Origin of the sequence: Plantibacter sp. H53 (genome assembly GCF_001650455.1) — a bacterium.
Lineage (GTDB): Bacteria > Actinomycetota > Actinomycetes > Actinomycetales > Microbacteriaceae > Plantibacter > Plantibacter flavus_A.
On sequence record NZ_LWCT01000024.1, the window covers coordinates 69,424 to 88,498 of the forward strand.

Consider the following 19,075-nt stretch of genomic DNA (forward strand, 5'->3'; position numbering starts at 1 on the left):
CTGGCAGACGGCGTCGACGTGCCGATCGCGCCGCAGCAGCCCGTCCCGAAGGAACCGCATGCCCGAGCTGAACCCCGTCGTCATCGAGCGAGTCGCCTGGGACGACGAGCGGGCCGTGCGGCTCCGCGCCGCGATGGACGAGGAGATGGGTGCGCGGTACGCATCGGCCTGGGAGGACTGGGACCCCGAGGCCGCAGAGCGCGCCCAGACCGCGTTCACCGTCGATCCTGCCGACATCAGCGCCACCTTCCTGGCCCTCATCGACGGCGAGCCGGTCGGCCACGCCGCCCTGCGCCGTCTGCACGGCGAATGGGAGCTCAAGCGCGTCGTCACCCTCCCGAACCACCGCGGCCGGGGCGTCTCGAAGCGCCTGATCGCAGCCGTCGAGGACACCGCCCGTGCCGAGGGGGCCTCCCGCCTCATCCTGCAGACCGGCGACCGCCAGCCCGAAGCCGTGCGGCTCTATGAGTGGCTCGGGTACGAACCCATCCCGATCTACTCGCCGTACGAGGTCATCCCGATGTCGCTCTGCTACGCCCGCCCGCTCCGCTGACGGTCGGCAGCGCGGCTGTCGTCGCTAGTGAGCAGCTTTCGCGGGCTGGTTCCGTGAGCGCAGGCGTGAGATCCCGGTCACGATCGCGACGACGATCAGGCCGAGGACGAGTCCGAACACGGCGGACATCGCGGTGTCGGCGATCCAGACGACGACCGGTCCTGCGGCCTCGATCGCGTGGGTGACGACGTGCAGGAGGTCGTACGGGCCGTGCCAGAGGGTCTCGGCGAGGTTCGCGATCACGAGGTGGCCGCCGACCCAGAGCATCGCGACCGTGCCGACGATGCTGATGACGCGGAAGACCGCGGGCATCGACGCGACGATCCGCGCACCGGTGCGGCGGACGCCGCGTGACGGGTTCTTCATGAGCCGGAGTCCGATGTCGTCGATCTTCACGAGCAGGGCGACCGCGCCGTAGACGACCGCCGTCATGACGAGGCCGATGACCAGGAGGGCCCCCAGCGTCATCCAGATGCCGAGCCCCGAGTCGAGGCTGGCGAGGGAGATGAGCATGATCTCCGTGCTGAGGATGAGATCGGTGCGGACGGCGCCGGAGACGAGCTTCTTCTCGTCGCGGACGTCCTCCTCCGCTTCCGCGTGGTGCATGCCGAACCACTCCATGACCTTCTCCGCACCCTCGAAGCAGAGGTACGTGCCTCCGATGATGAGGAGGAACGGCAGGACCCACGGGGCGAACGCCGTGAGCAGCAGGGCGATCGGGATGATGATGACGAATTTGTTGATGAGGCTGCCGCGGGCGATCCGCCACACGACCGGCAGCTCCCGGGCGGGGGTGAGGCCCTGCACGTACTGCGGGGTGACGGCCGCATCATCGATGACGACGCCGGCGGTCTTCGCACTCGCCTTGAGGGCTGCGCTGAGGATGTCATCGACAACGGCGAGCAGGCCGACCGACATGTGCTTCTCCTTAGCTCGGGGGTCACGCCGCCGCGGGCTCGGCAGGGACGGAGTCCACAGTAGTGCGGATCGAGAGGGTGGGGGTGGGGTGGCAACCTCTGCTGGAGCGTGCATCACAGGCGTTCCCAGACCGGCGCACTCCACAGGGTAGGGACCGCTCCCTTCCGCTCGGATCGTGCCCCGGTACTGTTGGCACTCACGACAGATTGGGGATTTCGAATGGTCGAGACCACACCGCGCCGCTCACGGTCGGCAGTGCTCGCACTGACCTTGACGATCGGAACGCTCGTCGCAGCGGCGATCATCGGCGGATACTTCATCATCGTCGGCGATCAGGCCGACATCGCCGGGCGGGTCTGGCTCACGCTGCTGCTCCTCGCGGCCTTCGTCGGTGCCGTGTCGCTCGACGCCGCAGCCGGCCACGGACCCAACAAGTGGTACCTCGCGGTGTCGACGTTGGTGAACATCTTCCTCGTCACCGTCGGCCTCCTGAAGCTGTGGAACGGGTGGCTCCAGCCGCCGAACACCTCCGACGGGTTCGTCTGGTCCACGCAGATCATGCTGTTCCTCGGCATCCTCATCATCGTGCGTCTCGCGCTCATCATCATCCAGGTGTACTTCCTCCACTTCGTCACCCGCGCCACGTCCACCGTGGTCAGAGCCACCGGCATCGTGACGATCGCGCTGATCATCGCCACGGTCCTCGTGCTCGTGCTGCCCATGGCGTTCCCCGAGGGCACTTGGGCGGACTGGTGGTGGCGCATCGCCGCGGCCACGACGCTCGCTGCGGCGATCTCCGCCGTGATCCCCGTCATCGTCCGGGCGTTCTCGCCGAAGCCGGAGGGCGAGCGGGTGACCTACGGGCAGCAGCCGTACCGTCCGGAGGTCTACCAGCAGGCCGCACCCGGCTACCCCGTTCAGAGCTATCCGGGGCAGCAGGGATACCAGGGCCAGCAGTTCTACCCGGGACAGCAGCCGCAGCAGTCGTATCAGGCCCAGCCGTACCCGCAGCCGCCGCGCCAGGGGCAGCAGCAGCCGTACGGCGGCCAGCCGAACCCCGGCCAGTACGGGCAGGGGCACCCCGGGCAGGGCTACCAGGGGCAGCCGTACCAGGGGCAGCCCGCACCGCAGCAGCCCACCCCGCCGCAGCCGGGCCAGCAGTGGCCCACGCCGCCCTGGCAGGGCTCCGCGCCCGGCCAGCCTGGTCCGGCACAGCCCGCGCCGCAACAGTGGGGCCCTCCGCAGCCGCAGGTTCCGTCGTCGCCGGTTCCGCCTGCGCCTCCGCAGCAGGACCAGGAGCGTCCGCAGGAGTCCCGCCCTCCGCAGGAGCCGAAGCAGCCGACGGAGCCACAGCAGCCGGCGCAGCCGAAGAGCCCGCCGCCCGCCGAGTAGGCGAACCGACCCCGAGCCGGCTGGAAGCCGACCGCTTCCAGCCGGCTCCGTCGTCGGTCGCATTCGGAGTCGGGTTCTGCTTGCGTACAACTGCGTAGCCACACCTGGCACGTCTTCGCCCAGCGGCGGATGTGGTGATGCGCTCGCCCCGTGAGTATGGAATCGGCGCGGTGCGACCGCCCGCCGCAGACTCCACACGATGGGTGACGATGCGCAAGCTCCTGAAGGTTCCACTGATCTCGATCGCCACGATCGCCGGTCTCGTCGCGGCGGGCCTCGCGACGACGAGCATCGTGAACGCCGTCGCGAGTTCGTCGGAAGCGGGCGAACTGCAGCCCTATGGGCAGACGGTCGACGTCGACGGCAAGGACATGAACGTCGTCATCAGTGGATCCGGCGCCGAGACGATCGTCCTGCTGCCCGGGCAGGGCACCGCGGCACCCGGCCTCGACTTCGAGCCGCTCGTCGACCAGCTCCGCGACCAGTACCGGATGGTGGTCGTCGAGCCGTTCGGCTACGGCCTCAGCGATCAGACGGACGTGCCCCGGACCTCGGCCAACATCGCCGGCGAGGTGCACGCCGCTCTGCAAGCCCTCGGCATCGACCGGTACGTCCTCGCCGGACACTCGATCGCCGGTGTCTACGCCCTCGAGTATCTGGAGCGGTTCCGCGCCGAGGTGACGGCGTTCATCGGGATCGACACGAGTATCCCGACCCAGCCCGGAAGCGACGAGCCGACGCCGACGGACGGGGTCGAGACGCTGCAGGCACTCGGCATCCTCCGCCTGCTCACCGCCATCGCGCCCGACCCGTACGAGGGCCTCCCGTACGACGCCGCCACGAAGCGCCAACTCGCGATCCTGACGAACCGCAATGCGATGTCGCCGACGCTGCTCGACGAGATCGCCCACACGCCCGGCAACTTCCAGGCGGCCCGATCCCAAGCGTTCCCGGCCGACCTGCCGATCCTCATGTTCGTCGTCGGCGACGACCCGGAACTCGCCGACTGGGTGCCCCTCCACGAGGAGCAGCTCGCCGGAGTCGAGCGGGGTGAGCTCGTCCGACTCGACGGCGGTCACTACCTGCACCACACCGAGGCGACGGTGATGGGCGAGGACATCGAGCGGTTCCTCGCCGACACGCCGGGAGACTGAATCCCCGGCAGATCCGGGCTGGCGTGTCGTCGGATGTCGGGTTAGGCTCACTCTCTATCGAACGTATGTTCGAACGACGGGAGGCCACGCATGTTGATCACGAGCACCGAGATCGCGGTCTGGACGACGCCGGCAGGCGTGCCGGAGCGACTGTTCTGGGATGGAGCCCGGTACCTCGTCACCGACACCCCGACCCCGCTCGAGCCGAACGTCTCGTTCGTCACCCATCCGCCCGCGGCGACCCCCGCCTGGCGGTTCCAGGCGACCGCCGCAGACGGTCGGTCCTTCGTCTTCGACATCCGACTCGATGCCGCGCGCGGACGCTGGCAGCTCCTCCGAGCGTACGAATGAACGGCTCAGACCGTCGCCCGGGCCGACGTCGCTCCGGTTGTCAGGCGGCCGGCTGCAACCGCACCACGATCGCCTTCGAGACCGGGGTGTTGCTGCGGTCGGCCGTCGAGTCGAGCGGGACGAGGACGTTCGCCTCGGGGAAGTACGCCGCGGCGCATCCACGAGCGGTCGGGTAGGAGACGACGCGGAAGCCGCGGAGCTCCCGATCCGGCTGCCCGGCCCACTCACTGAAGACGTCCACCGTCTGCCCGTCCTCCAAGCCGAGGTCGCGGAGGTCGTCCGGGTTGACGAAGACGACGTTCCGGCCCTTCTTGATGCCGCGGTACCGATCGTTCAGGCTGTAGATCGTCGTGTTGAACTGGTCGTGTGAGCGCAGGGTCTGCAGGAGCAGCCGACCGGGCGGGCAGTGGATCGGTTCGAGCTCGTTGACCGTCAGCAGGGCGCGACCCTCGGGGTTCGTGAACGTGCGGGAGTCCCGCGGTCCGTTCGGCAGGACGAAGCCGTCCTCGCGGCGGATCTGCTCGTTGTACCCCTCGCAGCCCGGCACGACCCGTCCGATGTGATCGCGGATCGTGTCGTAGTCGTCCTCGAACGCCTGCCAGGCGATGCCCGAGTCCTCGCCGAGCGTCGCTCGCGCGAGGCGCGTGATGATCGCGACCTCGGAGAGCAGACCGGGCGCTGCCGGCGGGATGCGGCCGTGCGAGGCATGGACAGCGCACACCGAGTCCTCCACGCTGACCATCTGCGGCCCGCTCGCCTGCAGGTCGATCTCGGTGCGCCCGAGGGTCGGCAGGATGATCGCCGCCTCGCCCGTGACCGCGTGCGAGCGGTTGAGCTTCGTGGAGATCTGCACGGACAGCTGCGTTCCACGGATCGCGGCCTCGGCGGCGGCGGTGTCGGAGATCGCCGCGACGAAGTTGCCGCCGAGCGAGATCCAGGTGCGGACCTCGCCCCGCTGCATCGCTCGGATCGCGTTCACCGCGTCGACCCCGTGCTCGCGCGGCATCGGGACCGCGAACTCACGCTCCATGGCGGCGAGGAAGGACTCGGGCATCTGCTCCCAGATACCCATCGTCCGGTCTCCCTGCACGTTGCTGTGCCCGCGGATCGGCGAGGCACCGGCGCCGGGCTTGCCGATGTTCCCGCGGAGGAGGAGCAGGTTGATGATCTCCTTGATCCCGTTGACCGCCGCCTTGTGCTGGGTCAGACCCATCGCCCAGGTGACGATCGTCGCGTTCGACGCGATGTAGCGCTCGGCGAGTTCGTCGATCTGCTCGCTCGTGAGGCCGGTCGCCTCGAGCACCGCAGCCTCGTCGAGGTCGGCCAGGTGGGCCGTCAGCTCCTCGAGTCCGAGGCAGTGCTCGGCGAGGAACGCGTGGTCGAGGATCGTCCCCGGGGCCGCCGCCTCGGCCTCCAGGACCCGCTTCGAGACCGCCTGCAGCAGCGCCATGTCGCCGCCGAGCCGGATCTGCAGGAACTGGTCGGAGATGACCGTGCCGCGCCCGACCATGCCGCGGACCGTCTGCGGGTTCTTGTACCGCTCGAGCGCCGCCTCTGGCAGCGGGTTCACCGAGACGATCGTCGCGCCCGCCTGCTTCGCGTCCTCGAGCGCCGTGAGCATGCGGGGATGGTTCGTGCCCGGGTTCTGGCCCATGACGATGATGAGGTCGGCCTGCTCGAAGTCGTCGTACCGGATGGTCGACTTCCCGACGCCGATGACCTCGCCGAGCGCCGTGCCGGTGGACTCGTGGCACATGTTCGAACAGTCGGGGAGGTTGTTGGTCCCGAAGGCGCGAACGAAGAGCTGGTAGACGAACGCCGCCTCGTTCGACGCTCGGCCGCTCGTGTAGAACACGGCTTCGTCGGGGGACTCCTGACCGCGCAGCTGCTCGCCGACGATGGCGAACGCCTCGTCCCAACTCACCGGCCGGTAGTGGTCCGAACCGGCCGGCTTGTAGACGGGCTCCGACAGTCGCCCCTGCATGCCGAGCCAGTACTCCGATTTGTCGGCGAGATCGGTGAGCGAGTGTTCGGCCCAGAAGGCGCTCGGGATGACGACCGGCGTCGCCTCCCAGATGACGGCCTTCGCGCCGTTCTCGCAGAACTCGAGCTTCTTGCGGTCGTCCGGGTCGGGCCAGGCGCAGCTCATGCAGTCGAAGCCGCCGCGCTGGTTGATCGAGGTGAACAGCTCCGCGGTCCGCTTCGGCCCGAGTTGCCGGAGGGCGGGCTCCATCGAGTGCAGGATGCCGGGCAGGCCGACGGCGACGTGCTTCGGTTGGCTGACCTCGATGTCGGCGTCCGTGACGTCCTCGACGGGCGGTTCGGCGCTCATGCGTTCGCTCCGGTCTGAAGTGCTGCTGGTGCCGAGCCTGCGTCCGGGGCGGCGAGGCGGTGCGCTCCGCTGTAGACGACCATCGAGTCGCCGCGGAGGAAGCCGACGAGCGTCATCCCGAGTTCGGTGGCCAGTTCGGCGGCGAGCGACGACGGCGCGGAGACGGCGGCGAGCATCGGGATGCCGGCCATCGATGCCTTCTGCGTGAGCTCGAAACTCGCGCGCCCCGACACCATCAGGACCATGGAGCGGAGCGGGAGCAACCCCTCCTTCGCCGCCCATCCGACGACCTTGTCGACGGCGTTGTGTCGGCCGACGTCCTCGCGCAGGACGAGCATCTCGCCGGTCCGGGCGTCGAACAGGCCGGCCGCGTGCAGACCGCCGGTGCGCTCGAAGACCGCCTGCTGTGCCCGGAGGCGGTCGGGGAAGGTCACGAGGAGCGCCGGGTCGAGGCGGAAGTCGTCGTCCGCGACCGAATACCGCGAACTCGTCCGGACGGCGTCGATGCTCGCTTTGCCGCAGAGGCCGCAGGAGCTGGTGGTGAAGAAGTTCCGTTCCAGGCTCGGATCCGGGGCGGGAACGCCGGGCGAGAGGGCGACGTCGAGCACGTTGTACGTGTTGACGCCTTCGTCCGTCGCGCCGGCGCAGTACCGCGCGGTCCGGACGTCGTCACCCCGACCGATGACGCCCTCAGAGACGAGGAAGCCGATCGCGAGGTCGACGTCGTGGCCGGGCGTCCGCATCGTGATGGCGAGCGAACGACCACCGACGCGGATCTCGAGCGGCTCCTCGACGGCGAGGACGTCCTCGCGGGTGCGTGCGGGCTGTCCCACCGTGATGCGGGTGACGCGTCTGCGCGCCGTGATGCGAGTCATGGCTCATGGCTATCACCACCATCGGGCGAGGGCAAGGTGCCTCACCGGATCCGCAGCCGCCTCGGGGGCTGGATCGCGGCTTAGGCTGGTGCCATGTCCGTCGACGCGATCATCCTCGCGGGAGGGCGGTCCTCCCGCCTCGGCGGCGTCGCGAAGGCGTCGCTGCTCCGCGACGGGCGGACGCTCCTCCAGCTCGCGATCGATGCTTCGCGGGCGGCCGGCGGCCGCGTCGTCGTGGTCGGCCCCGAGCTCGAGACGACCGCTCCGGTCCGCTTCGTCCGCGAGCACCCCGCCTTCGGCGGCCCCGCTGCGGCCATCGCCGCGGGCCTGGACGCCCTGCGTGATGGCGTCGCGCCCGAGGATCCCACACAGGTCGCCGTCCTCGCCTGCGACATGCCGGATGCCGCGCCGGCGCTCACCGTGGTGCTCGAAGCAGCCACAGCCGCCGCGGCCGGGACCGATGCCGACGGCTGGGTCGCGGTCGACGACTCCGGTCGTGAGCAGTCGCTGCTCGCCGTCTACCACCGGGAGGCCCTGGAACGCCGGGTCGCCGCACTGCGGACGTCACAACCCGGCGGTGACCTCGCGGGTGTCTCCGTCCGCCAGCTGCTCGCCGGACTCGTCCTCCGCCAGGTGTCCGTTCCCGACGGCGGCTCGGCCGACGTCGACACCTGGGCCGACGCCGCCGAACTCGGGGTCGGTGCCGCCGCCGAGTCGCCGGCGCCGAACATGTCCACCACGCCGACCGCCGACCCTGAGGAGCGTCTCCCATGACCGATGACCTGCATGCCGTCCTCGCGGACTGGACCGAACGAGTGTCCGCCGAGCTGGAGCTCGGCGACGTCGCGGTCGACATCGACGCGGTCCTCGGACTCGCGGGCACGGCCGCGCACGCCGTGCGGCGTCCCGCCGCCCCGCTCACCACCTACCTCGTCGGTATCGCGGTCGGGAAGGCGCTCGCGAGCGGTGCGGATCCGGTCGCCGCCGCCGAGGCTGCGACCGCGGCCGTCGAACGGCTGGTCGCCTCGGACACGACCGCATGACGAGGGCCTCCTGGTGGGACGCTCGCAGCATCGCGCATGCGACGGGTGCGGCGCATCGGTCCGACGTCGTCGACACCCTGACGCTCGCCGAGGCCCTCGGACACATGCTCGCGGCGCCGCTCGTCTCGCCCATCGCGATCCCGCACTATGCTTCCTCGGCGATGGACGGCTGGGTGGTGGCCGGGAGCGGCCCGTGGACCCTGCTGACCGGTGAGGACGCCGAGCGCGCGCGGTCGGTCGGACTCAGCGACGGTGTCGCGGTCGACGTCCTGACCGGTGGGCTGATCCCGTCGGGCGCCGATGCGGTCCTCCAACTGGAGCACGGCGTGATCGGGCATGGCTCGGGATCAGCGCGCCTCCACCCCGCACCGTCCGCCCCGAGCGGGGAACCGCGGCCGGGGCGGCACATCCGACCCGCCGGAACCGAGTCACCCGCGGGGTCGACCGTCCTCGACGCCGGCACACGTCTCGGTCCCGTCCACCTCGCTGTCGCCGCCGGCGCCGGCTTCGACCGCGTGCCCGTCGTGCCGACACCGCGGGTCCGCCTGGTCCTCACGGGTGACGAGGTCGTCACGAGCGGTGTTCCCGGCCCGGGGTTCGTCCGCGACAGTTTCGGCCCATCGCTCCCGGGAGTAATCGCCTCGCTCGGAGGCGTCGTCACATCCAGCGTCCGTGTCGGCGATGACGCGCCCACCACGGCCGACGCCCTCGGGCTGACGAGTGCGGTCACCGCTTCCGCCCGCCACCAGCGGGACCTCGTCGTGACCACGGGTGGTACCGGCGACTCCCGAGCCGATCACGTCCGAGCGTTGCTCCGCGACGCGGGTGCCGAGTTCCTCGTGGACGGCGTCGACGTCCGCCCGGGTGGCCCTGCGCTGCTCGCGCGGCTGCCGGACGGTCGCCTGTTCGTCGGCCTGCCCGGCAACCCGCTCGCCGCCCTGCTCAGCGTCCTCACGCTCGTGCACCCGGTGCTCGCCGGCCTCCAGGGACTCGAGCTCCCGGCCCTGCGACCGGCGGTGCTCGCCTCGCCCGTCGACGGGGCCCGCTCAGGGACGGTGCTGCGCCCCTACCGCTCGGTGCACGATCCCGATTCGGCGACGCCGCATGCGGAGCCGACGCCATGGCAGGGAGCAGCCATGCTCCGCGGGCTCGCCGACGCCGATGGCGTGCTCGTGTGCCCGGGCTCCGGCGCGGCCGCGGGCGGCCTGGTACCGAGTCTCGACCTGCCCTGGTGATCGGGCCTCGGGTCAGCGGCCCCGGACGGCCGCAGCCGTCATCAGCTGCAGCAGTTCCTCGCCGGCGAGGATGCCGCGCCGCTCGGTGACCGTCAGCGTGTCGATCGTGAAGCCCTCGTCGTCGAGCTCGCCGTGCGCCGGCCGGAACGCGAGGTCGGCGGTCTCCAGCATCGACTGGTCGAGGAGCGAGTCACCGGCCGCGAGGACGAGTGGTCCGTCGAGGCGGCGGGCGACCTCACTGACCGCATCGTGCTTCGTGAGCGTCCGCGGCACGCAGTAGAGCTTCCGTCCCTGCAGGGACACGGTCCACCCGAGCCGTTCGCACTCCTGCTCGACCTGCTCGAGCCAGCCCGCCGGGATCGCGTCGCGCTCGACGATCGAGTAGAAGAACAGCGCGTCGGCGACGTTCGTCTTGAGGATCCAGGTCGGCGAAGCCAGCTCTTCGAAGCGCGCGAGCGCCTCGGCGAGCGGAGCGGTGTGGTCGGTGAGGTGCGCTCGCACCCGGTCGCGCCAATCGGCGTCCGGGACGCCGTCGACGAGGATCTCGCCGCCGTTGCTCGTGATCGCGTAGGCGGGCGCGCCGCCCGGCAGCTGCACCCGCTGATACTGCGCCACCGTCCGCGTCGTGACCGGCATGAACACGGCCTGCGAGCGCAGCTCGATCAGCAGGCGCTCCGAGTCGCGCGTCATGAACGAGATCGGCACGCCGTTCCAGAGCTCCGAGACGATGATCGACGGCGCCTCGGGGTCCGGCGTCTCGAGCCAGAACGCCTTCGGCGAGTAGATGAGGGTGCGATCCAGGTCGCAGGCGACGAGGGCGCTCACTGGGCGTCTCCCGCCGCGGCGTCGCTCAACGGGTTGATGAGGCCGACACAGCTGTAGGGCAACCCGGGTACGACCTCGACCGGCACACCGCGCTGCTCGGCGAGCAGGAGCACGTGCGCGACGTCGTCGAGGGCGTCCGGCGACACGAGCACCTTCCACGGAACTCGGCGGAGCAGGACGCGGGTGGTCTCGCCGACACCCGGCTTCACGAGGTTCACGGTCGGGATGTCGTACTGTTCCCGGATCCGTTCGACGGCCTCCCAGCCGATCCAGCTCGGTTCACGGTCGGCCGTCGAGGCCTCCTCCACACCCGCGGCGACGTCGTCGACCACCTCGGCGAAGCGGCCCGAGACCGCGTCGAGGAAGGCGCCGGAGACATCGTGACTGCTCAGCTCGCGGTAGAACTTGGCACCGTGGAACTGGTCGTCGGAGAGCAGCTCGCGGTTGTACACCGTGCGGGACACGAGGCCGGAGACGGTGGAGTTGAGGCACGCCGAGGGGATGAGGTAGTCGTCGCGGGTGCCGTACACGGGCACGCAGTGGCCGGGGTCGGCGAGGACAGCCAGCTCGTCGGAGAAGCGGATGCCGTCGGTCTCGGCGAAGAGTTCCAGCGCCGCCGTCAGCTCGCGCGCGATGGCGCCCTTGCCGGTCCAGCCGTCGACGAACGCGATCTGCTCCGGGTCGTGATGCGCCGCGAGGTAGCGCAGCGCGGTCCCGTCGACGCCGACCCCGCGCACGATGCTCATCGTGTAGTGCGGCACATCGATCCCACGGACCTCCATCGCCCAGCGACGCATGAGGATCCCGATGGGCGTTCCGGCGCGGGCGAGGGAGACCAACACGGGGCGGTCCGCACGGGAGGCCAGGACGAGGTCGGTGACGACGCCGACGGCCACCGCGAGGCGCCGGCTCGACCGCGCGAGGGCGTCGCGATAGAGCTCCTCGTACTCGGGGGAGGGCAGGTACTCGATGGGCAGCGACTCGGCGTAATGCGCGCGCCCGCTCTGGATCGCGGCCTCGCGTTCGGAGGCGTCGGCCTCGAGGCGGGTGTCGCCGAGGTCGGTCAGGAGCCAGCGCACCTCCGAGGCGTCGTAGGACCCGAAGTCCGGTCCGGTGAGCGGCTCGGGGAGGGCGGCGGCGTCGATGGTCACGGTGCGGGGTTCCATTCGGCTGGGGTCGGGACGGATTCGGAGAGGAGGACGACGATGACGTGGTCGGTGACGGTCCGCAATGCCTCGACGACGCCGTCGGGCCGGAGCAGGAGCTCGCGGTCGGCGCCCGGCTCCGGGAACAGGACCACCGCCGCGAACCGTGAACCACCGCGGGAGAGGTTGTAGGCGAAGCGGGGTCCGAAGCCGTCGATCGTGCGGTCGTGGCTGGTGAAGGACACCGCGCTCGCGATGGCGTAGTCGTCACGGTCGATGACGGCGATGGGGGACCGCGTGGTGGTGGAGAAGCGCGTCGCTCCGCGCGTGCGGTCGAGGTGGGCGGCGACGGCCAGCGGTACCGCGATGAACTCCTCGGAGCCGAGCACCACGACCTCGCCGTCCGGCAGCTCCGGAAGGACCCGGTCGGTGATCGCGGCGGTCACCGCGTCGTCCAGGCGTCCAGGCGCACCGAAGCGCGCGCTCCGCACGGGCGGCAGGTCGGAGGCGTCCACGACGACGACGTCGCCGGCTGCGGCCGATCCGGCGGCCGACGTGGCGGGTGCGGCGTCGATGACCGCTCGCGCGCGGGCGAGGACGTCCTCCGGAAGGTCGACGGCACCCACGCCGAGCGCCACGACGGTGATCCGTGTCCCCAGGCGGTCGGCGAGTTCCTCGAAGCGCTGTCGGTCCGCATCCGAACGGAGGTCGATGAGTCCCGCGACCACCCAGTGCGCCTGCGGCGTGGTGGCGTGCAGCGCGGTGATCGTGTTGCGGACGGTGCGGCCGGTGCTCAACTCGTCGTCGACGAGCACCGTGGTCCCGCCGGCCGTGGCCCACGCGGGGTCGCTCGGATACAGGCGATGGTCGCTCGCGTGCGAGTGTTCTTCCTCGAACGGCGTGAAGGGCACGTCCGCCTCGTGCCTCGTGGAGTGGAGGTAGGGCGAGCCGAGCGCGTCGGCGACGATGTGGCCGAGCCCGGTCGCCGTCTCGGCGTAGCCGACGGTGACGAGCTCCGGGCCGGCCGCTGGGGCTGCATCGCGGAGCTGGGCGAGGTGCTCACAGACGGCGGTGAGGGCGGAGAGACCGTCGGCATCCGGCCGTTCCCGACGGGCCAGGAGGTGCGCCACCGTGTCGAACGGAGCGGTCTCGGGTTCGCTGCCGTCGAGCGCGCTGCGCACCAGCAGTCCGAGCAGTTCGCCGGCGGCGAGCGCTAGGCCGGGCACGGTCGGCACGTGTTTGGCGAGGACCGTCGACACGAGCAGCTGCGCGCGTTTGGGGTTGTCGCGGAGTGCCAGACCGACGAGGTCCTCCACCGGGATCAGGCTCCGGGACGCGTCCGAGCGCAGGCCGATGCCGACGGCGTCGCGCACGAAACCGCCTGTCCATGCGCCCATCGATACTGTCACCGCATGCTCGTCTCGAGGAGGTCGACGAAGGTCGTGTTCTCTGCCGTGGCCCAGTAGCGGCCCGTCCGAACCGTCACCGCATGCTCGTCTCGAGGAGGTCGACGAAGGTCGTCTCCTCCGCGGCCACCCCGAAGGCCTCCGCGCGGAGCAGGGTCTTGCGCGCCCACGCCTGATGCGGCTTCATCTCGTTCATCTTGTTCCGGTACGGGGAGGCGTTGGCGCCGCCGCCCACGTCGCCGACGACCGAGAGGGCGTCGACGTACTCCTCGTGACTCACGACCGACATCGCGTGGACGACCGGCACATGGCTCGGGTGGATGACCGTCTTGCCGAGCAAACCGTTCGCCTGGTCGAGCGCGATCTCGCGGATGAGGCCGTCGAGTCCTTTGAGGAGGAGCTTCTGACGCAGCTGCGCCTCGTTCGCGTCCTGGAACGGCGTCATGCGCAGCTGCGGGCGCATGAGCCGCTCCGCGTTGTGGAAGTGCTCCCAGACCGTGCCGGTGATGACGAAGTCGTCGCCCGGTCGACCGAAGACGTTGACGACGTCGGCGATGACCGAGGAGACGAGTTTCACGTCGTACACGGTGAGGTCGCGGGAGCGCCGGAGCGAGAAGGCGCTCGAGAGGTCGGTGGCGCCGATCCGGACCGCCAGGACGTCCTCGCGGTGTGCTTTGGTGACGTCGACGATCCCGGAGAGGGTGTCGTCGCGGGTCTCGCGGTGGATCATCCGCGGCGACTCGAGGATCGGCATGACCCGGAGCCGACGCGCGCCGTTCGACCCGTCCTGCCCGTAGTTGCGCTGCACGCGACCGAGTGCTTCGAAGAAGCGGTCCGCCACCCCGTCGCTGTTCTCGTACTTGGGGATGACGAAGCCGCTCAGGAGGTCGAGTCCCGGACCGAGGAGCCCGGCGACCCGCTCGAGCTGCTCGGGCGTGCGGACGCGGATGAAGAGCAGCGGCAGCACCGGGCGCTTGGACCCTGAGCTCTTGGCGGCGAGCTGCTGCATGGCCTCCGCGACGTTCGTCTCGGCGAACTCGACCGCGTCGTCGGGGACCGAGTCCTCGAGGCACAGCACCATGCTCAGGCAGCCGTGCTTCGCCTGCTTCACGACGTCCTTCGCGAGCGTCGGGCGCGTGCCCGGGCTGTAGAGGGTGGCGCCGAGTGCCGCCGCCACGTGTTCCGGTGGGGAGTCGATGCTGATGGGGCTCGGGAGCTTGTGGAACAACCGCGACGCGCGCTTGTCGTCGACGTAACTGAAGTGCCGCATGGTCATCGTCTCCGGGGTTCGCGGGCGACGACGTACGGCGTCGGCTCGAAGCCGAACTGCTGCAAGAGCGTCTGGAGGGGGATCTCGGCGGGAAGGGGTTCGAGGCGGAGTTCGAGTCTCGACCCGATGCGCAGCAGCGAGACGACCGGCGGTGCGCCGGTGTCGTCAGCGGCGGCGAAGCTTTCGCCGTCGAAGAGCTGCACCGTCAGTGGGTGACCGGCTGTGCCGACGAACAACGCACGCCGGATGAGGTGCACGTGCCTGAGCGCGAGGATCGCGTCGCCGCCGTCGAAGCCGAGCAGCGGCCGGTTGCCGGGCGTCGTCACGGGCGTGCCGTCGACACCGTCGGCCGTCGCGACACCCGTGACGAGCTCGACGGTCTCCCACACGATCGCCGTCGCTCCGCCGACGATGAGGCTGCCGATCGCGGACTGACGCGGGTCGAGCCGGACCAGCGGGGTCTCGTCACCGAGGACGCGGACCTCCTCGGCCGTCGGGGCGGAGAAGGGCTGTGGGGTCATCGGAGCTGCGGCGGGCGTGGTGGCCGGGCGTGCCGACGGCGCAGCGGGAGCGGTCGACGAGGATCCGCCGAGCGAGAGTCCCGTCGACGGTGCAGACGCTGCCGATGCCGTCGCTGCAGGAGTCGCGGCGGCGGGCGTCGACGGCCCACCGAGCGTGAGTCCGGTCGACGGTGCTGCCGATGCGGCCGGCGCTGCAGGAGGAGGCGCCGCCGTGGTGCTCGCCACGGGCTCCGCCTGCGTGACCGGCGCGGGCCTCGGCTTCACCCGACGACGGAGGTAGTCGATGTCCCGTCGCACCGGGGAGGTGTTGAGCGGCACGGCTCAGAGGTCGATTCTGAAGTCGCGTGCCACGCCCGCGAGACCGCCGGCGTACCCCTGTCCGAGGGCGCGGAACTTCCAGTCCGAGCGGTGCCGGTACAGCTCCGCCAGGAGCAGCGCCTGGCTGCTGCGGACCTCGGCGATCGGCACGTCGAAGCGCACGAGCTCCCGACCGTCGGGTGTGGCGACGCGGACGAACGCCGAGCGCACGGGCGAGAAGTCGCCGGGGCCGCGGACGTCGGGGTCGATGTAGAGCAGGAAGGCGATCTTCGACACGGCGTCCGGCACGCGCGACAGCTCGACGTCGATCTCCTCATCGTCGGCCTCGGACGAGAAGGTGACCGCGCCGTCCTGGCTCTCGACCTGGTTGAAGAACACGAGGTGGTCGTCGGACAGCGCCTTGCCGTCGTCGCCGCACATGATCGCCAGCGGCACGGGTTCGCTCTGCGGCCCACGGCTCGCGATGACGTCCCAGCCGAACCCGATGAGCACCGCGTCGAGACCGGGGTTCTCTGCGGTGAGCGCGGCGTTCGCGCCCGCGATCAGTGACGCCATCAGTGCGCACCCAGCACGAGACCGGCGTCGGGCTCCTGGAACTTGTCGGAGAGGAACCGGCCGTGCGTCGAGAGTTCGGCGATCGCGCCGATGCGGATCTGGTTGAGGAGGTCGCGGATGGTCTCCTCGATGAGCTCCAGCTGACGGGCGAAGACGATCGTGCTGCGGGAGTCGTCGGTGCGGTCCGCGGCCGGCAGCGCGAGGAAGGAACGCAGCGGGCTCGGGAGGTAGTCCGTCACCATCGCGGCGAGGAGCACGCGCTGCTCAGTCGACGCACCCTGGTCGGCGATCGTCGCGACGACGAGGCGCAACTGGTCGTCGATCTGTCGGAGCTGCGAGGTGATCAGCGTGGGGAGGTCGCGCCCCACGGAGCGCACCGAGTCGCGGAGTTCGTCGAGGTGGCGAGCGGTCTGCTCGTCCTCCGTCTCACCGACGGGCGCCGGCGTGGCGTCGACGACGCCGAGCGGCTCGGCCCCGCCGGTCCGCAGTGCGTTCAGCAGTCGTCCGAATGCCATCCCTCGTCCCCTTCGTCCTCAGCGACCCGTGCGCCCGGTCACCCGAGCGTGAGGCTACCGCAGTTCGCGCTGCTCGGCCTGACGGCTGCGCTCGAGGTACGGCTTCGCCTTCTCGAGGCCCGTCTCGAGCGCGTTGACGGTGCCCTCCATGTTCTTGGCGGCTTCGGCACGGAAGGTGTCGATCGCGTCCATGGTCTGGAAGACGTTGTCGAACGCGCGCTGCAGGGTCTCGACGCTGACGCCCGAGGTGGACGCCTGCTGGTGGATGCGCGTCGTCTGGTCCTTCAGCATCTCGCTGGTCTGCAGGATCATGTTGTTCGTCGTGGTGTTGATCGCGTCGATCTGGTCGAGCACCATCTTCTGGTTCGCGAGGGCCTGCGCGACGACGACGGCGGTCCGAAGAGCGGCGATCGTCGTGGTGCGAGCGCGGTCGACGCCCTTGATGAGCTCGAGGTTGTTCTTGCGGATGAGGTCCATCGCCAGGTAGCCCTGCACCGAGACGGCGAGCTGCGTGAGGATGTCCTGGTGGCGCTGACGTACGGGGAAGAGGACGTCGGCCTCGAGCTTCTGCGCCTCTTCGATGCGTCCGGCGGACCGGGCTTCGTCGATCTTGGCGACGCACGCGGCGTCGAGCGCCTTGGCGAAGACGGCGTACTCACTGAGCGCCTGCATGGTCTCCCAGAGCTGGACCTTCTCTCCCGCGAGCGAGGCGTTGTCCTTCAGGAGTTCGTCCTGTCCGGCCATGAGCGACTTGATGATCTTGTCGAGCTGGGTCTGCGCGGACTCGTACTTCTGGAAGTACTTGGCGAGCTTGTTGCCGCCTGGGATGAACCCGAGGATCTTGCGGCCGACGCCGAGGTCCGCCTGGTTGGGCGTGAGGTCCTCGACGGTGCTGCGGAGGTCGCCGAGTGTGGTCGCGACCTTGATCTGCGCGCTGTCACCCGAACGCTTCGCCCCGGCGACCGAGGTCGACGAGCGGTCGAGCATGCGCGAGGAGTATCCGCTCGACTGCACCATCTCCTTGCCGCCGATCTGGGAGATGCCCTCGATCTTCTGCGTGAACTCGGGGGAGCGCGGGTCGAGCGTCGCGACCTCGGACACGAACGAGCGTGCCTGCTGCTGGATCTCCGTCTGGCGCTCCGCCGGGACCGGGACCATGCCCGGCGCCTCTTCGGCCTGCACGACGTCCGGTGCGTCCGGAGCGTGCAGCACGAGGGAGGCTGCGGCCTGTTCGTTGGCGTCTGGCGGAGTGAGTGGCGTGCTCATGCGGTCGACCTTGCTCTCGTGTGTGGCTTGCTCGTGGTGGAGGCGTCGGTGCTCAGCCGAGCGGGACGCCGAAGTCGCCGGCGATGCCGGCGAGACCGGTGGTGTAGCCCTGGCCGACGGCCTTGAACTTCCACTCGGATCCGTTGCGGTAGAGCTCCGAGAACAGCATGGCGGTCTCGGGAGCGGCGTCCTCGCTGAGGTCGAAGCGGACGATCTCGGTGCCGTCCTGGTCGACGATGCGGCAGTACGCGCCGCGGACCTGGCCGAAGTTCTGGCGACGCTCGTCGGCCTTGTCGATCGACACGGCGATGACCACGCGCTCGACGTCGGCGCCGACCGCGTTCAGGTCGACCGAGATCTGCTCGTCGTCGCCCTCGCCGTCGCCGGTGCGGTTGTCACCGAGGTGCTTGACCGAACCGTCCGCCGAGGCGGGCTGGTTGTAGAAGATGAAGTCGGCGGAGGAGCGCACCTTGCCGTTCGCGCCGATCAGCAGCGCCGAGGCGTCGAGGTCGAAGGCCTCACCGCTCGTGGTGCGCGGGTCCCACCCGAGGCCGACCGTCGCGACCGTCAGGCCGGGGCTGGTCTTGGTGAGCGAGAGGTTGTTGCCCTTTTCGAGGGTGAGTCCTGCCATGGTGATCGCTTCTCCTTCGGAACTGCGCTGACGCGCGGGGGACTACTGCGGGTGGTGCTCAGAGAGCCTGGGCGGCCGGACCGAGCAGATCCATGACGGAGCGCCCGTTGGCGCGCTCGCCGATCGCCTTGAAGGTCCAACCGTTGCCCTCGCGCGAGACCTTCGACATGATCATCGCCGTGTGCGGGCCAGAGTCGGTGAGCTGGTAGCGGGCGACCTCGGGCGAGCCGGGGGTCGAGTCGTCGATGATGCGACTGAAGGCGTTCTGCACCGTGTCGAAGGTCTGCCGGCTGTAGCTGCTGATCACGAACACGATCTGCTGGACCGACGGCGCCACCTTCGAGAGGTCGACCAGGATGGTCTCGTCGTCACCGTCGCCCGCACCGGTGAGGTTGTCGCCGGTGTGGGTGGCCGAGCCGTCCTTGCTCGCGAGCTGCTGGAACCAGATGGTGTCGAGGACCTTGCCGGTGGCATCGAAGAAGATCGCCGAGGCGTCCAGGTCGATGTCGGGCGCGGAGGCTGCACGACCGAAGAAGCCGCGCTTCACCGGTGCGACGCCGTCCCAGCCGAGGCCGAGACGGATCCGCGTGAGCGAGCCACCGTCCTGCTTCGTCAGTGAGAGCGACTGGCCCTTTTCCAGACTCAGACCCATGGTTCCGTCTCCTTGATGCTTCATCGTGTAGCTGGTGGTGAGGTGTGGGACGTGCGCCCCGGCCGAAGCCGGGAGCGCACGTCCACGTTATCGGTTCAGCCGGGCGAGCGCCCGGATT

The 19,075-nt window shown here is 70.1% G+C and carries 20 protein-coding genes; 7 read left to right on the forward strand and 13 right to left on the reverse strand.

Translation table 11 applies throughout. The annotated features are described in order from the left end of the window. The first annotated feature begins 58 nt into the window (after window positions 1-58). Window positions 59-553, forward strand: a complete 495-nt coding sequence (locus A4X17_RS11715; RefSeq protein WP_064295848.1) for a GNAT family N-acetyltransferase — start codon at window positions 59-61, stop codon at window positions 551-553. A 24-nt stretch (window positions 554-577) separates the two neighbouring features. Here A4X17_RS11715 and A4X17_RS11720 read toward each other — a convergent pair whose 3' ends face one another. Then, window positions 578-1,471 carry a DUF808 domain-containing protein gene (locus A4X17_RS11720; RefSeq protein WP_064295849.1) on the reverse strand — a complete coding sequence of 298 codons (894 nt, stop codon included), beginning with the start codon at window positions 1,469-1,471 and terminating at the stop codon, window positions 578-580. A gap of 219 nt (window positions 1,472-1,690) precedes the next feature. On the opposite strand from A4X17_RS11720, the gene A4X17_RS11725 reads away from it, so the two are divergent. The 3 genes from A4X17_RS11725 (at window position 1,691) to A4X17_RS11735 (ending at window position 4,368) form a co-directional block, all read left to right on the forward strand. Further along, window positions 1,691-2,863, forward strand: coding sequence for a hypothetical protein (locus tag A4X17_RS11725; protein ID WP_064295850.1), 1,173 nt, complete (start codon window positions 1,691-1,693; stop codon window positions 2,861-2,863). 209 nt (window positions 2,864-3,072) lie between these two features. Further along, window positions 3,073-4,017, forward strand: coding sequence for an alpha/beta fold hydrolase (locus A4X17_RS11730; RefSeq protein ID WP_064295851.1), 945 nt, complete (start codon window positions 3,073-3,075; stop codon window positions 4,015-4,017). A 90-nt stretch (window positions 4,018-4,107) separates the two neighbouring features. Continuing rightward, window positions 4,108-4,368, forward strand: coding sequence for a hypothetical protein (locus tag A4X17_RS11735; protein ID WP_064295852.1), 261 nt, complete (start codon window positions 4,108-4,110; stop codon window positions 4,366-4,368). A 40-nt stretch (window positions 4,369-4,408) separates the two neighbouring features. Here the strand turns inward: A4X17_RS11735 and A4X17_RS11740 are convergent, their stop codons facing one another. Together A4X17_RS11740 and fdhD are read right to left on the reverse strand one after the other, a co-directional pair. Further along, a complete protein-coding gene (locus tag A4X17_RS11740) occupies window positions 4,409-6,700 on the reverse strand; it encodes an FdhF/YdeP family oxidoreductase (protein WP_064295853.1) in 2,292 nt (763 codons plus the stop codon). Further along, complete coding sequence (gene fdhD, locus A4X17_RS11745; protein WP_064295854.1) at window positions 6,697-7,575, reverse strand: formate dehydrogenase accessory sulfurtransferase FdhD; 879 nt, start codon at window positions 7,573-7,575, stop codon at window positions 6,697-6,699. The genes A4X17_RS11740 and fdhD overlap by 4 nt, the downstream gene beginning before the upstream one ends. 93 nt (window positions 7,576-7,668) lie before the next feature. On the opposite strand from fdhD, the gene A4X17_RS11750 reads away from it, so the two are divergent. From A4X17_RS11750 to A4X17_RS11760, 3 genes are read left to right on the forward strand one after another with little or no spacing between them, the layout of a single operon-like run. Then, window positions 7,669-8,349, forward strand: coding sequence for a molybdenum cofactor guanylyltransferase (locus tag A4X17_RS11750; protein ID WP_064295855.1), 681 nt, complete (start codon window positions 7,669-7,671; stop codon window positions 8,347-8,349). Further along, window positions 8,346-8,618, forward strand: coding sequence for a DUF6457 domain-containing protein (locus tag A4X17_RS11755; RefSeq protein WP_064295856.1), 273 nt, complete (start codon window positions 8,346-8,348; stop codon window positions 8,616-8,618). Before A4X17_RS11750 ends, A4X17_RS11755 begins: the two co-directional genes overlap by 4 nt. Then, entirely contained in the window at window positions 8,615-9,853 is a 1,239-nt protein-coding gene (locus tag A4X17_RS11760) for a molybdopterin molybdotransferase MoeA (RefSeq protein WP_064295857.1), read from the forward strand. The genes A4X17_RS11755 and A4X17_RS11760 overlap by 4 nt, the downstream gene beginning before the upstream one ends. A gap of 12 nt (window positions 9,854-9,865) precedes the next feature. Here the strand turns inward: A4X17_RS11760 and A4X17_RS11765 are convergent, their stop codons facing one another. From A4X17_RS11765 to A4X17_RS11810, 10 genes are all read right to left on the reverse strand, one after another. Next, window positions 9,866-10,678: an HAD family hydrolase gene (locus A4X17_RS11765; RefSeq protein WP_064295858.1), complete on the reverse strand. Its 813-nt coding sequence runs from the start codon at window positions 10,676-10,678 to the stop codon at window positions 9,866-9,868. Further along, on the reverse strand, window positions 10,675-11,829 hold the full coding sequence (locus A4X17_RS19275; protein ID WP_231884371.1) for a cysteine protease StiP family protein: 1,155 nt from the start codon (window positions 11,827-11,829) through the stop codon (window positions 10,675-10,677). The genes A4X17_RS11765 and A4X17_RS19275 overlap by 4 nt, the downstream gene beginning before the upstream one ends. Further along, a complete protein-coding gene (locus A4X17_RS19280) occupies window positions 11,826-13,220 on the reverse strand; it encodes a phosphoribosyltransferase domain-containing protein (protein ID WP_064295860.1) in 1,395 nt (464 codons plus the stop codon). Before A4X17_RS19280 ends, A4X17_RS19275 begins: the two co-directional genes overlap by 4 nt. An 85-nt stretch (window positions 13,221-13,305) precedes the next feature. Further along, window positions 13,306-14,499, reverse strand: coding sequence for an HpcH/HpaI aldolase/citrate lyase family protein (locus A4X17_RS11780; protein WP_064295861.1), 1,194 nt, complete (start codon window positions 14,497-14,499; stop codon window positions 13,306-13,308). Window positions 14,500-14,501: 2 nt separating this feature from the next. Next, entirely contained in the window at window positions 14,502-15,338 is an 837-nt protein-coding gene (locus A4X17_RS11785) for a hypothetical protein (protein ID WP_064295862.1), read from the reverse strand. A gap of 3 nt (window positions 15,339-15,341) precedes the next feature. After that, window positions 15,342-15,893, reverse strand: coding sequence for a TerD family protein (locus A4X17_RS11790; RefSeq protein ID WP_064295863.1), 552 nt, complete (start codon window positions 15,891-15,893; stop codon window positions 15,342-15,344). Next, a complete protein-coding gene (locus A4X17_RS11795) occupies window positions 15,893-16,408 on the reverse strand; it encodes a hypothetical protein (RefSeq protein WP_064295864.1) in 516 nt (171 codons plus the stop codon). The genes A4X17_RS11790 and A4X17_RS11795 overlap by 1 nt, the downstream gene beginning before the upstream one ends. A 54-nt stretch (window positions 16,409-16,462) precedes the next feature. Beyond that, complete coding sequence (locus A4X17_RS11800; protein WP_064295865.1) at window positions 16,463-17,674, reverse strand: toxic anion resistance protein; 1,212 nt, start codon at window positions 17,672-17,674, stop codon at window positions 16,463-16,465. Window positions 17,675-17,726: 52 nt separating this feature from the next. Then, a complete protein-coding gene (locus A4X17_RS11805; protein WP_064295866.1) occupies window positions 17,727-18,305 on the reverse strand; it encodes a TerD family protein in 579 nt (192 codons plus the stop codon). 58 nt (window positions 18,306-18,363) lie between these two features. After that, a complete protein-coding gene (locus A4X17_RS11810; protein WP_064295867.1) occupies window positions 18,364-18,957 on the reverse strand; it encodes a TerD family protein in 594 nt (197 codons plus the stop codon). Between the last annotated feature and the right edge of the window lie 118 nt (window positions 18,958-19,075).